Origin of the sequence: Rathayibacter sp. VKM Ac-2929 (genome assembly GCF_022815495.1) — a bacterium.
Taxonomy (GTDB): domain Bacteria; phylum Actinomycetota; class Actinomycetes; order Actinomycetales; family Microbacteriaceae; genus Rathayibacter; species Rathayibacter festucae.
Genome location: NZ_JALGRV010000002.1, coordinates 424377 through 437860 on the forward strand (window position 1 = coordinate 424377; position 13484 = coordinate 437860).

Genomic DNA, 13484 nt, shown 5'->3' on the forward strand with positions numbered 1-13484 from the left:
GTGGTGGTGCACAACGCCGCTGCACCAGCGGCCTCGTCGGTTGAGTACTCGGCTAAGCTGGCGCAGTTTGGTGCTCAACGGCGAGTGGTTGGAACGTCTCCGCGCCGCGGGGCACGAATCGAGGGGGCTCAACTGCCGATCGAAGCGCTCGACCGACGGGACGGCGACGGGCGTCCTGCTGCGGTCGTCTGGAAGAACAGTTGGCTGTCGCCATCAGAGACCTTCGTGAGGGATCAAGTCGCTGCGATGCAGCAGTGGCGGCCGGTGCTCTTCGGGATCAGCGTCATGGCTGACGGTTTGCCGATGCCGGTCGACTGTGCGCCCTTCCCGGACTCGAAGGCCGGACTGGTGCTGAGGAAGATCCTCGCCCGCTTCGGCTACCCCGGGGTGTACGACCGTGAGGCTCATAAGAACAACGTTCGACTCATCCACGCTCACTTCGCTGGTGGTGGGATAGCGGCCGCTTCCCTCGCTCGGCGTCTGGACGTTCCGCTTGTCGTGACGTTCCACGGGAAGGACGTGACCGGTGACCCACTTCTTCCTGGAGCGGTGGGTCGGCGTTACCGCCGCAATCTGGGTCGCCTCTTCGACCAGTCCTCTACCCTCATTGCGGTTTCCGAGCACATCCGACGCCGGCTGATCGAGCTGGGAGCTCCGGAGGAGAAGGTCATCGTCCATCGGATCGGTATCCCGCTGCGAGCTGTGAAGGCGGACCAGCGACGTGCCGGCGTGCTTTTCGTCGGGCGGCTCGTCGAGAAGAAGGGTGTTTCGGACCTCTTGAACGCCATGGACCGGCTGCCTTCCGCGCTCCGCGAATCGGTTCCGCTGACGATCGTCGGATACGGTCCGCTTGAGGGCGAGCTCCGTCGGCAGGCCGATCGGCTCGGTCTTCCCGATGTGCGCTTCCTGGGTCGTCTGGGTTCAGAGGAGGTCGCAGTGCACCTCGCATCGAGCCTTGTGTTCTGCGCTCCCTCCAAGACGGCTTCGGATGGAGACACCGAGGGCTTGCCAATCTCTCTTCTCGAAGCAGCGCTGCACTCGGCCGCCGTCGTGTCGACTCAGCATGCCGGGATCCCAGAGTTCGTTGCGAGCGGCGAGTCCGGTCTCCTCTCGCCGGAGGGCGACATCGACTCGCTGACGGTGAATCTCGAAAGGATGCTCAGCGATGCGGCGTTTCGAAACAGTGCAGCTGCAGCTCTGCGGCGGACACTCTTCGACGAGTACGACATTGCTGAGCAGACCAGGAAGCTCGAGTCGATCTACGATCGAGTCATCGGCGTTCCGAGCTGATGACGCGATCGTCTAAGGTCGACCATCACTCGGATCAAGGTCTCTTGACAACAAGCCGCACGGAAGATGATCGACCATGAGCTCTCGCAATAGCCTTCGACCGGTGGGAAGATCGAGACCCGTGAACGACGCGGGTCCGGCGGCTGGTGCCTCTCTCGCGACAACGAAAAGTGTGCAGCGACTCGCCCTCTGGTCAAGCCCGTTCATAGTCTTCGGAGTCTTCTACCTCGCAGCCGGAATCGACTCCACCGGGCTTGTTGCTGTTTTCGTGTCGATCTGGGCGCTGGGGTCCATCTATGCCGTCGACGTGGTCGAGGCGCGGGGATGGGCGGCGACACTCGCTCTGTTCTCGGTCGCGGTGCTCAGCCCGATCAATTCGACGTCGACGGTCCGGGTCATCGGGCTGGCAGCAGCGACGATCGTCATGATATTGGTTCTCTTCAGATCAGCTCGACCGAGCGTGCCGAATTCGGGGCAGATTCGTGCCGGTGCGTGGTTGTTCACCTCGTACGTGCTGATCACTGTTGCGTCGTCCATCGGCGGCCAGACCACGGCGGCCCAATTCCTCGTCTTCCTTCTCGCCTTTCTGGTCGCAGCGGCAGTGTGTACCCTCCGGTTCACTCGGGAGGACGTGCGGACATTCATGTTCGGCATCTTCGGCCTCGCGGTGTTCGAAGTGATACTCGGTGTCATCGAACTCCAAACCGGTCGTGGACCTCTGTGGGCGCTCGTCGGGCGGACAGAAGGACCCGGCCTCAGAAACACGTTCCTCGGATCGGGAGATTTCCGCGTTCTCGGCTCGCTCGGCCATCCGATCATCTACGGGATGATCGCCTGCATTGTGATCCTCTTCGCGGTCGACATGTCATTGGCCCTCGCGAGACGCTGGCGAATCGTCTTCGGCCTGGTAGGGGTCACGATGCTCGTGCTCTCGGGAACGCGCAGTGCAGTCGTCGCTCTGAGCGTGACACTGGTTTATCTCTTCATCGTCATCGCTCGCTCAGCCGTCACGCGTCTGAGGAACGCCTTCATCGCTCTGATCGGGACCGCCTTCACCGTGCTGCTCTTCCCCGGCCTTCTCAGCGCCCTGGACGACTCGACGGACTATCTGGTCAATTCCGGGTCCTACACTCATCGGCAAGGAGCTATCGAGGCTATTCCTCGCCTTCTCGCCCAAGAGGATCCGCTTCGCTGGCTGTTCGGTACAGGGTTCAATTCGCTGTCTCGCGCTTACGCCGAGGGTCTTCTGCAGAACGACGGACTGGATGTGCCCGACAACCAGGTCGTCACGTCGCTGGTGACCACCGGCGTGATCGGGCTGCTGGCCGTTGTCGGCCTCTTCGTTAACGCCATCGTTCGAGGCTCACGTGCCTTCACGCCTTCGCTCGTGCTGGTAGCGATCATGTTCTTCTCGTTCGACGCCCTCGTCTGGCCGGTCGCACTCCTCCTGATCACGGTCTTCTGGCTCACCCCGAGGGAAGGGGCGGTGCTCGCCGAACCGGACGGAAAATTAGCGGTGCCGAGCCGCTTCGACCACCGAGGGGCGCTCCGCCCTGCCTTTCGATCCTGACCACTGCACGCACTGAACTTTCGAGGACCTGCTAGATGAAAATTGCTATCACTAACGCCGTGCTGTCCAACACGGGCGACGCGGCGATCTTCCAGGGGATCATCGACTCGCTGGTCCATGCGGGCGTGTGCTCCTCAGACGACGTCATCGTGTTCGACGCGAATGCGGCTGTCACGAGGAGGCTCTACCCGGAGTGGACGATCTATCAGCAGCTCACCGTGGCGAAGCGTAGGAAGCCTGCACGACTCGGAATCCCCCTCCAGAGAGTCCGAGCATCTCTGGGACGGCGACTCGTCCGGCGTGATCCGCTTCTCGAGAGGTTACTTGCTTCTCCTCTTCTGGCCTGGACCGAGTACGCGCGTTCCTTTCGCGCCCTGTCGGCATGCGACCTCGTGATATCGAGCGGCGGTACTTACCTGGTCGACCATTACAACTTCGCACCGAGGGTGCTGGAGTCGGAGATCGTTCGTGCGCTCGGGAAAGAGCTCATCCTGTGGACGCAGTCGATGGGCCCGTTCGCACGTCCGAGAGCCGCCGCGCAGGCGACGCGGATCAGTGAGCTGGTCGCGGGTGTCTACTTCCGCGATCAGCGATCCTCAGATGCGTGGGGACGTATCGATGTCGGCGGTGTCGTCGGTGACGTCGTCTCCGATGTCGTCTTCGCGCTCGACACACTCCGCGCTACCGGCCCTGACGCCCAGGGCTGGTCCATGGGAGAGGAAGACGCTCGCGCGACGGCCGGCGGCAGGGCCCTGGTGTCGGTGCGCGAATGGGGCCGAGGTGTCGACTCGGGAGAGATGTCGTCCAACGCCTACCGAGAGATGATGCGCGAGGGCATCCGCACCATCCACGATCTGCGAATCGAAGCTGTCGCCCTGTCGACCTGCCAGGGGGTTCCCAGCTACGCGTACGACGACTCCGCCGTAGCGCTCGACTTCTTCCGGGGACTCCCGGTCATCGTCGACCAGGACTTCCACACGCCGCGGCAGCTGCTCGAGGAGATAGCGCAGTCGAGACTCGTCGTCGCAACTCGCATGCATCTCGCGATCCTTGCGCTCATCTCACGACGGCCCGTCATCGCGATCGCCTACGAGTTCAAGACCATCGAGCTCTTCGAGTCGCTGGGACTTGGACATCTGGTGATCCGAATCGAGGACGCCGACCCGGAGTGGCTGAGGCGTACGATTCAGACCGTGGTTGCCGACCCGACGTCGGCGATGTTGAGCGAGGACCAGTTGCAGGACCTACGTGCAAGCGCTCAGAAGCCGGCAGTCGCGCTAGCCAGTCGTGGCCGCAGTTGACAGTGGGCAAGGTGAGGACGGACTACGACTATCGGGATGACGATTCTCCAGGAGGTGGAGCGCGCAACGTCCGTTACAACATCCTGGCCCTTGTCGGCCGCCAAGGCCAGATCATCGTCTTCTCGGTCATCCTTGCGCGGATCCTGGGACCTGCGAGTTATGGTGTGGTGGCGCAGGCGAATGTGTACATGGCCTTCGCTGCCCTCCTTCTCGATCAGGGCCTGACTCCTGCCCTCATCAGTAGGAAAAAGGTCGATCGCACTCTCGTCGGTGCCGCGTCGTCAATAAATATCGGTCTCGCTTTTCTTTTGGGCGCAGCGACGATCCCACTCGCTGGTCCGGTGGCTGACTTCCTTCAGACACCGCAGCTCGTCGTCGTTCTTCCGGTGATGGCGATCGGGTTGCTCGTGAAGGGTTTCGCGATAGTTCCTCGCATGCTGTTGATGCGGATGTTGCGCTTCAAAGTCATCGCTGTCGCTGAGACCGTTTCTGCTGCCGTCGGCGGGGTCTCGGGCGTTGTGCTCGCACTGACCGGCTTCGACTTCTGGTCGATCGTTGTTCAACTGATGGTTACAGATGCTGTTGCGCTCATTGTCATGTATATCGCGGCTCGCCCTCCTCTGCCGAACCTGGCACTCGGAACACTTCGAGACACGATGAACTTCGGTGTCAAAGTGTTTGCCGGCAATCTGCTCTCCTTCGGTTCGCGAAACATCGACAATCTGCTCGTCGGCAAGTTGTTCGGCGCCACCGATCTTGCGCTGTACTCCTTGGCCTATCGGGTCCTCTTGACGCCTGTCCAGATGATCGGCCAGGCAGTGACGCGTGTACTTTTCCCCGCCCTGGCGAGAGTGAGAGACGTGCCTGGTGAAGGCGCCCGCCTCATCCAACGCAGCACCGCGACTATCGCCTTCATCTCCTTCCCTCTGATGTTTTTCATCGCGGTGGCGTCGTACGACGGCATCCAGCTCTTCCTCGGGGAGGCATGGATCGGAGCGGTTCCGGTGCTGGCCGTGCTCGCTGTGACAGGCGCGCGTCAGGCGGTGACCTCCGTGAATGCGCCGGTCTTGCTGGGATATGCACGCGCTGACATCCATCTCCGGTTCAACATCCTCGCGAGTGTCGTTCAGATCAGTGGGATCATCATCGGTTCTTTCTGGGGAATGGTCGGTGTCGCGGTCGGGTACACTATCGCTGGTATAGCCCTGATGCCGGTCATCCTCCTCATTCAAAGGCGTCTGGCGGCGCTTCCCGTGCGCCGTCAACTCGGCGCATTCCTCCCTGCGATGCACGCCGCCACGTGGGCCGCGGGATCATATCTATTGCTCTATCTGATCCCTTTGTATCCGGCCGCGCGCATCGCGGTGGGCCTGCCTCTCTTCCTCGGGGTCTACTCCGCCGTCATGGTGGTCGTTCATCGAGCCGCCTGGCGCACCGCTATCGGGAACGCATTGGCTGTCATCGGCAGATAGAGCAGGGAGCAGCGCTGAACGAGATGTCGAGAGGGAGCCTCGCCGCCTGGCGAGTGTGTCTGATTGGTCGAAGGCTGACGGTCCTTAACCGGCGCGAGGTTCGGTCGCTCGAACGGCTCCGCTGATCACGTTCGATCGCACCGACCATCCTGGACTACCCTCGAAATAGACGCCGTCGGTGATTCCTCGATCACGACGTTCTTCACTGATCTCGTTCGCCAGGATCGTCACGGCGGAAGACGTGGAGCGGTCCGAGTCGGATCTGCCCTGGTTGGATACCCCATAAAGGGTTTGTCCGGCGACGGCGTCCTCGCGGAGGCGTCCCGTGTGATCCGAGAAGGAGATAACGTTGCTCTGCACTCTGATCTCCTGAGCGTGATATATTGCGATTCCGCCGCGTGTCGAGTCGATGATGCGATTTTCCGTAATCGCGATGTTTTTTGCTGTGTAGTCGTCAGTCCATGTGAACCTATTGGTTCCCCTGGAATATGTCGCTGCCTTGTCGAAGACCCAGCCGCAGACCGCTATGCCGAGATGGGCACCCTCGATCTGATTATGCGTGACTGTGATGTTGCGCGGAGCCAAGGTGAGGTCTATTCCGTACGCTCCTGCGTTAGAGACGACGTTGTGAGCGACCCGAACATGATTTGGTCCGCGCTCTGCAGTTCCGATGTTACCGCCGACGAGAATACCGCTATAAAAGGAATTGTATATCCTATTTCGCAGGCAAAGTCCGCCCTCGTTGCCTCGCGAGACGGATACTCCGTTATCAGCTGAGTAGACGATGACGTTGTCGCAGAAGTAGACGTTCTCGTTGAACGTGAATCCGACGTCTTTGCATCGTTCGAATCTGCAGTGCGAAACCTCGACGCGGCCATCGGTGTTGAACACTACGATCGGAAGCTCTTTCGTGCCGTAGACGTGGACCCCTCTGATGCTGACGTCCTTCACCTCCCGGCCCGAGGTGAGTCCCCGATTCCCAATGAGCTTGACCGCGGCCTTCAGGACTCCGGCGTCGTCCGCGGGCCAAGGGCGGCTGTCCCGGAGGCGTTCTGTTGCCTGCGCGTCCGTCAGCTCACGCATCCCTCCTGCGACGGAGAAGTCTTCGAACGACAAGGATCTCACTGCTCTGGTGCCGGCGGCCGACGTGGTGTTCGAGAACACGGCTTCGAGAGGTCCATCGAGCTTGGCGCTCGAGAAGACCGTCTTTCGGGCACCCTGACCGGAGATGGTGATGTCCTGCAGTCCACTGATCTCGAGCGTCTCGGTGATTCGGTATTCGGCTGCGGTTCCGAGGATCCGGCTGTAGCAGCCGGGCCCGTCGGCCACCGCGCGACTGATGGCTGCCTTCCATCTAGCGGTCGGGCTGTCTCCCGGTTGTTCTTCGACGATGAGCACACGCGCGTCGCGCTCGGGGTTCCCAAGGAACTTCACGTCTGCGGCTCCGGCCGCGACACCCAACGTCGCCGCTGCCGCGAGGCCTAGGAACAGGCGCCGGCTTCTCTGTTCTTCGCCCACGTCGGGAATCTATCTCCGGAAGGTGAACGCTCGTTCGTCGGGTACTCGGTGGATTTGAAGCCTCCGAGGGCCGCGTGGAGCCGTCTCGCAGATGGCGACCCGAACCAGGCAGCAGCACACCGATCCGAGTTTGTGCGCGAGCAGAACCAGCTCCGAAGCACTCATCGAGCCTTCTGTAGAACCTCGAGTCGCTCGCAGATCCTGTCGACCGATCTATCGATGGAGAGCTCCAGCGCATTCGCCCGAACGTGATCGGAGACCCGACGGCGGAGCTCCGGGTCGCCGTAGAGACCCCTGACCGCAGCGATCCACGGCCCGATCGGCTCGGAATCGAGGACGAACTGTCGAGCGAGGGCTTCGTCGGTGAAGAGGAAGTCTGCTGCTCCGTAGTCCTTCGAGAGGATCACCGGAACGCCGCGAAGGGCTGCCTCGACTGCGCTCCGCCCGAAGGCCTCGCGCAGGGACGTCCCAAGGAAGACTGATGCACCGTCCCACAGTCTGTCGGGCTCCGTCCAACCGCACAGCTCCGCGTTGGGTGGCAGCGTCTGTTGAAGCGAGGACTCCAGTGGACCACGACCGTAGATCTTCGCTCTGACGCCTAGTGCGCGGACGATCTCCGTGAAGAACGCCGGTCGCTTGTCGACGTCCAGTCGGCCAGCGAAGATCGCATCCCCGTCCGAGCCGAACTCCCCGTGAGAGGTTCGCGCCGCGTGCGGTACGCCGGCCGGAATGAGAATCGGTTTACGTACAGATCTGATCGCTGCTGCGAGCACCGCGGTGGTCACCCAGACCTCATCAGCCGCACGCATCGCGCGAGCGACGAGGAGGAACTGCACTAGACGCCGAATCACAGTGGCCTCTCCCGCTGCGGGCCAGGGCAGCCCACGCACGAAGGAGACCCAGAGCCCGGGGAGTCCCGATCGAAGCCGGGTCATGGCGACATCGCTCTGACCGATCATGGTGATCACGACGTCCGCCGTCCGCACTTCGGGTCGGGAGAGCAGAAGGTGCTCGATCGCCGGAATGAGTGAGGCACCGTGCTGAGTGATGGTCGTCTCGAAGATGCCATCGGTCGTGTCGGGCGGGCCGCCCGCAGCGCCTGGGCGCATGGCGACGATGCCGTGCCAGTCCAGCCCCTTGGACCGTGCGCTCGTCACGAGATCGTACGTCGAGCGGTAGACGCCGCTCCTCGCGGTCAGCGGAACCGACACGATGCACACTCGCATAGGCTCACCGGCTCCTGACAAGATCAGAGACGAGTTTCACGGTCTCGGTCGCGTATCCCTCGGTCGAGAATCGAGCCACAACACTCTCACGTCCCGCCGATGCGATCAGGGTAGCGCCCTCGGGGTCCTCGATCAGAGCAGCGCATGCATCAGCCAGCCCCTTCGCGTCACCGGGCTCAAAGGTGGAGCCCACCACGGGGCTGTCAACGATCTCGACAAGGCCTTGAGTCCGAGCGACCACGGTACAACGTGCTGCGGCCATGCCTTCGGCTGCGACAGTTCCGAACGGCTCCACGCGAGAAGGCACGATCACGATGTTCGCCGAAGCGAACGCCCCGACAGGGTCGGGGCTGAAGCCGGCGAACTCCACGTGGTCAGCGATCTCCAATCGTTGCGCGTCAGCTCTGAGCTGCTCGGGAAACCATTCGTAGCCGGGGAAGACATCCCCGACCAGGGTGAGGTGGACCGGGTAGCCCCTGCCTCGGAGGATGGCGGTGGCCTCGACCGCGGTGTCCGTTCCCTTGCGAGGGCTGATCCTTCCTACGAGGAGCAGAACCACCTTCGCTGCCACGGTGCTCGTCGGAGGGACCTCCAGGTACCGCGACCAATCTTTCCCGTTGTACAGCAGAGACGTCTTGGACTTGGTCCAGAGCCCGAAGCGGTGCACGTGCTCTTCGGTCGCCCGACTGTTACAGGGGATGGCGTGAGCGAACGTGAGCGGAAGGGAGAGGAGGCGCTTGAGCAGGTTCGAGAGTTCGGACTCTGCCTCTCTGACGTGAGCGATGACCCCGATGCGGGCAAGACGTCCGGCTGCAATCCACCACGGCTGAGTGATCGTGTTCACGTAGAGCAGGTCCGCGGAGGACCGACGGATCAGGCCGACGGCTCGGATCAGCGTTGCCGGCATCGTCGCGACGAGCCTCAGGAGCTGCAGCGGTCTGAGCAGCGACTTCCTCAGAACGGGGAGCGCGATGATCACCACATCCGCGCCCGCGTCCCTGAACAGATCCAGAAGTGGTCCGTCGTTCGGGACGGCGACGGTCACCTCGAACCCCGTTCGGGTGAGTGCAGCGACGGTCGCAACTGCCATTCGATCGCTGCCGTAGAGCTCCGCACCGGGATGCGCGAGAAGTACTCGGGTCACTTGATGGCCCTTCTTAGAGGGGGTTTTGTGGAGGACATAGAACACGTTTCCCGGGGGATGGCGGGCCTCACTTACCACGGTCGGCTGAGGAACTCTCGCTGTCCTCGTCATGCAATAGACTACATCGGAGAAGCCGGAGCGCCCGTCGTGCGAGTCCGGTTTAGCACCGGTGCTCGAAACGACGGAAGCGTCGTGGAGCCATGCCAGCGATCTGATCTCGATCTATTCATCCTTGATTGCCAGACGAAAGTGGTAGTGAGTGTCTCGTTCCGTCGCCATCATCGGCACTCGCGGCTACCCCAGCTACTACGGCGGCTTCGAGACTGCTGTGCGGAAAATCGCTCCGTATCTGGCGGAGCAGGGATGGGATGTCACTGTCTACGGACGCGATGGCTCGACCCGGCCCGACGACCCTGAGATCGATCGCCGTGTGCGGACCGTCGTGACTCCAGGTATCGAGTCGAAATCTTTGAGCACCCTGTCCTATGGCTTGATGGCCACATTACATGCCTTTTGGAAAAAGCCGGACGTCGCAATAGTCATGAACGTGGCTAACGGTTTCTGGCTACCGCTCTTGCGTCTCAGGGGGATTCCGACTCTCGTGAACGTAGACGGGATCGAATGGGATCGCGCGAAATGGGGACGGGTCGCGAAAGCGATGTTTCGCGCCGGCGCCAAGATGACTGCCTGGTGGGGAGACCGACTGGTCTTCGACGCACGAGCGATCGGCCAGCGTTGGCGCGACGAGTTCGGTAGGGACGGGGACTTCATACCGTACGGAGGCGACGCTCCGGTCGCGCGAGAGGTCGAAGCTCCGCTCGTCCACCGCGAGTACGCCCTCATGGTGGCTCGTTTCGTTCCGGAGAACACGGTCAGCGAGTTCCTCGACGCTGCGCGGATCATCGCCGAGACGCATGACGTGGTGATTGTGGGTTCTACCGGCTACGGAGGTCCTCTCGATGAGCAGGCTCGACAACTCGGAGAGTCCAGCTCACGCGTCCACTGGCTCGGTCATGTGAGCGATGATGGTCGCCTGTACGCGCTGTGGGCGCACGCGGGAGCGTACTTTCACGGTCATAGTGTCGGTGGCACAAACCCTGCGCTCGTGCAGGCGATGTCCTGCGCCGCCCCGACGGTCGCTCGCGACACGGTGTACAACCGAGAGGTTCTCGGAGAAACTGGGCTTTTCGTCGCTCCGACAACCGAGGCCATCGTCGAAGGCGTGCAGAATCTCTTGTCGAACCCTGTCCTGCAGGACCGATTGAGCAGAAGTGCGTTCGAACGCGGTCGGGCGGAGTACTCCTGGGAGAGTATCTGCGCGAGCTACGAGCGAAGCGCGCGCGAGACGATCGACGCTTCGCGGAAGCGAGACCGAACATCGTCGCGACGGCAACATCTGTGAACACAGCTCGTTCGTCTTTCCGGCGGGACATCCACGGCCTTCGCGCAGTCGCTGTCGGACTCGTAGTGCTCTATCACGCCGGCGTGCCCTTCCTCGGTGGGGGTTACGTCGGCGTAGACATCTTCTTCGTAATCTCCGGATTCCTGATCACGAGCCACCTGTTGACTCAACTCGAACGGAACGGACGTCTCGACCTGGCGTCGTTCTACGCGCGCCGTGTGAGGCGAATCCTCCCCGTTGCCTTCTTCGTGCTCGTCTTCGCCGTGATCGGGTCGCTGGTTTTTCTCCCGCCCCTACGAGTGTGGGATGCCATGAGGGATGCTGCCGCGTCGGCGCTGTACGTGCCGAACGTGCTCTTCGCGTACGTCGGGACGGACTACTTGGCGGAGACGGCGCCGTCACCGTTCCAACACTTCTGGTCGCTCGGGGTCGAAGAGCAGTTCTACCTGTTCTGGCCGCTCGTACTCTGGCTCGTCTATCGCCTGACCCGCGGCGTGGGCCGGCGGTTCTCCCTGGTCATCGGAGCCCTCGTAGCGTTGAGTTTCGCTCTGGGGCTCGTTCTGACGACGATTTCGCAGCCGTGGGCGTTCTTCAGCTTGCCGACGAGAGCGTGGGAGTTGGGCGTGGGAGGACTCGTTGCGTTAGCGGTGTCCCGGTCGTTCACGCCGTTCTCTTCGGCGGTCAACGCAGTTCTGGGATGGCTCGGTCTCGGTCTCGTCCTCGGTGCAGGGTCCCTCTTCGACTCGAGCACGTTGTTTCCGGGCTACGCCGCGCTGGTACCGACCGTCGGCGCAGCGATGATCATCTGGTCGGGTAGCGCTCGCATTCAGCATCCGCGGGGTCCGATCGTGGCTCTCGGCGCACGGCCCCTGCAGTTCGTGGGGACGATCTCGTACTCGATGTATCTGTGGCACTGGCCGTTGCTCGTGATCCCGGCGGCGGCATCGCTGACACCGCTTCCGATCTGGACCGGCCTCGCGATCGCTGCTCTGACGGTTCCGTTGTCCTGGCTGAGTCATCGGTACATCGAGGAGCCCGCACAGAAGAGGGGCGCACTTGCGCGCGCGCGTCCACGCGCGTCAGTCATCGCTGCCTTGGTGACATCCGTTGTCGTCGCGGCGGCGAGCCTCGGAAGTGGGGTGGTGTCCGACGCAAGGCCTCTCGACTCCGGCAGGTCAGCCGCACCGGTCTCGTTCTCGTCGCAGCCCTCGTTCTCTGGGTCGGTTCCCGACAACATGGTGCCTTCTCTTCGCGGTGCCGAGCAATCGAATCCCGCCATCTATTCCGACGGCTGCCACCTCGACTACGCCGCTACAGACGTGCAGAACTGTGTCTTCGGGGATCCGGACTCACTTGAGACAGTGGTGCTCTTCGGAGATTCTCACGCGGCGCAATGGTTCCCGGCTCTCTTGGATTGGGCCGACAGAGTCGGGGTGAGACTCGAGACATACACCAAGTCCGCATGCCCCTCCGCAGACGTCTCGACTCAGCTTCTCGGCAATGTTTACTCCGCGTGTGCGGAGTGGCGGGAGAAAGTCACGACGAAGCTAGCCGGCGAAGAAGTGGGACTGTTGATCCTCGCCAATTATTCGCGCCAGGAAGTGCTGACGTCGGACGATAAAAGCATCGCGGATTCATGGCGTGAGGGTGTTGAGTCGACTATTAGTCGAATAGGCGCAGAAAAGACAGCGGTGATCAGGGATACGCCGTTCATGGGGACTTCGCCGGCGATCTGCCTTTCCGTTCACCTCGATGACTCAGAGCAATGTTCTGTCAGGCGTGCAGCAGCCGAGAACCCGATCGTAGACCGAGCGGAGACAGCAGCTGCCGCGGCAGTGGGGGCTGCTTTGATCGACGTCAACGATTACCTCTGCAGTGCCACGGTTTGCGGACCGATTATCGGAAACGTTCTGCTCTATCGCGATGCTCATCACCTCACAGTCGAGGCGAGTCGAATGCTGAGTGAGCCGCTGGGTCGGCAACTCCTGTCTCTAACGTCAGGCTGATCTGGAGAGCTGTACTTGTCCTCCGTCCAGGCGCCGGCGGTTGCCGTGAAGAAGCTCTCGGCGCCCCCGGCGGTCGACTGCCGCGTGAAAGCCCCGCCGCTGCCCGTCGTCGGGGTCAACGTGTTCCTGGTGCCGATCGGCGTCGATGCGGGGGAGTCGCTCTCGCGGGTGCCCAAGGGCGGTGGCGGAGCCAGCCGCAAAGGTTGGAGCGTCCCCGATTTGTACCAGTCCGGCCGCTAGCGCCCCGGCGAGGACAAGTGTGAGCAGTGCAACGCGTCGGCCACCTCTCAGTACTGGCCTCTGCCGTCGGCGACAGGCGCAGCCGCGGGGGAGCGGAGGGTCGGGAGCGCGTTGACCCAGTGGAGGGCAGGATGCGCTCCCTTCGAGATTCGATTCGCCGTCCGGGTGACGTGAGCAACGGCTCCCCATCGGGTCCAGCGAACACGGTTCACGAGCCGTGCTTGCGCGACGCCTGACGGTCCCGGAACTGCATAGCGTCGTCTTCAGGCGCCCAGAATCTGCCGCCGTCCTGAGACGACGGCCGCGGCCCTCAGC

10 protein-coding genes are annotated in these 13484 nt (G+C 62.4%); 7 read left to right on the forward strand and 3 right to left on the reverse strand.

The window, feature by feature from the left end; all coding sequences use genetic code 11:
* The first annotated feature begins 6 nt into the window (after positions 1-6).
* The 4 genes from MT355_RS06555 to MT355_RS06570 all read left to right on the forward strand — a co-directional run bounded on the left by MT355_RS06555 (position 7) and on the right by MT355_RS06570 (position 5633).
* Positions 7-1290 carry a glycosyltransferase gene (locus MT355_RS06555; RefSeq protein ID WP_243598941.1) on the forward strand — a complete coding sequence of 428 codons (1284 nt, stop codon included), beginning with the start codon at positions 7-9 and terminating at the stop codon, positions 1288-1290.
* Positions 1291-1411: 121 nt separating this feature from the next.
* Positions 1412-2860, forward strand: coding sequence for an O-antigen ligase (locus MT355_RS21550; RefSeq protein WP_243598942.1), 1449 nt, complete (start codon positions 1412-1414; stop codon positions 2858-2860).
* A gap of 59 nt (positions 2861-2919) precedes the next feature.
* A complete protein-coding gene (locus tag MT355_RS06565; protein WP_243598943.1) occupies positions 2920-4161 on the forward strand; it encodes a polysaccharide pyruvyl transferase family protein in 1242 nt (413 codons plus the stop codon).
* A gap of 11 nt (positions 4162-4172) precedes the next feature.
* Entirely contained in the window at positions 4173-5633 is a 1461-nt protein-coding gene (locus MT355_RS06570; protein WP_243598944.1) for a lipopolysaccharide biosynthesis protein, read from the forward strand.
* Between the two features lie 84 nt (positions 5634-5717).
* Here the strand turns inward: MT355_RS06570 and MT355_RS06575 are convergent, their stop codons facing one another.
* The 3 genes from MT355_RS06575 to MT355_RS06585 all read right to left on the reverse strand — a co-directional run bounded on the left by MT355_RS06575 (position 5718) and on the right by MT355_RS06585 (position 9632).
* Positions 5718-7151 carry a right-handed parallel beta-helix repeat-containing protein gene (locus tag MT355_RS06575; RefSeq protein WP_243598945.1) on the reverse strand — a complete coding sequence of 478 codons (1434 nt, stop codon included), beginning with the start codon at positions 7149-7151 and terminating at the stop codon, positions 5718-5720.
* Positions 7152-7312: 161 nt separating this feature from the next.
* Complete coding sequence (locus MT355_RS21555) at positions 7313-8362, reverse strand: glycosyltransferase family 4 protein (protein ID WP_243598946.1); 1050 nt, start codon at positions 8360-8362, stop codon at positions 7313-7315.
* A gap of 19 nt (positions 8363-8381) precedes the next feature.
* The gene (locus MT355_RS06585) at positions 8382-9632 is read right to left on the reverse strand and encodes a glycosyltransferase (RefSeq protein WP_243598947.1); all 1251 of its coding nucleotides are present in this window, start codon (positions 9630-9632) and stop codon (positions 8382-8384) included.
* Positions 9633-9780: 148 nt separating this feature from the next.
* Between MT355_RS06585 and MT355_RS06590 the strand changes: the two genes are divergently transcribed.
* Genes MT355_RS06590 through MT355_RS06600 form a run of 3 tightly spaced genes read left to right on the forward strand, consistent with a single transcriptional unit; the run spans position 9781 to position 13169 of the window.
* Positions 9781-10923: a glycosyltransferase gene (locus MT355_RS06590; RefSeq protein ID WP_243598948.1), complete on the forward strand. Its 1143-nt coding sequence runs from the start codon at positions 9781-9783 to the stop codon at positions 10921-10923.
* Positions 10920-12929 (forward strand): acyltransferase family protein, encoded by a 2010-nt coding sequence (locus MT355_RS06595; RefSeq protein WP_308197312.1) that lies wholly within the window; start codon positions 10920-10922, stop codon positions 12927-12929. The genes MT355_RS06590 and MT355_RS06595 overlap by 4 nt, the downstream gene beginning before the upstream one ends.
* A 15-nt stretch (positions 12930-12944) precedes the next feature.
* On the forward strand, positions 12945-13169 hold the full coding sequence (locus MT355_RS06600) for a hypothetical protein (protein WP_243598950.1): 225 nt from the start codon (positions 12945-12947) through the stop codon (positions 13167-13169).
* Positions 13170-13484: the final 315 nt, after the last annotated feature.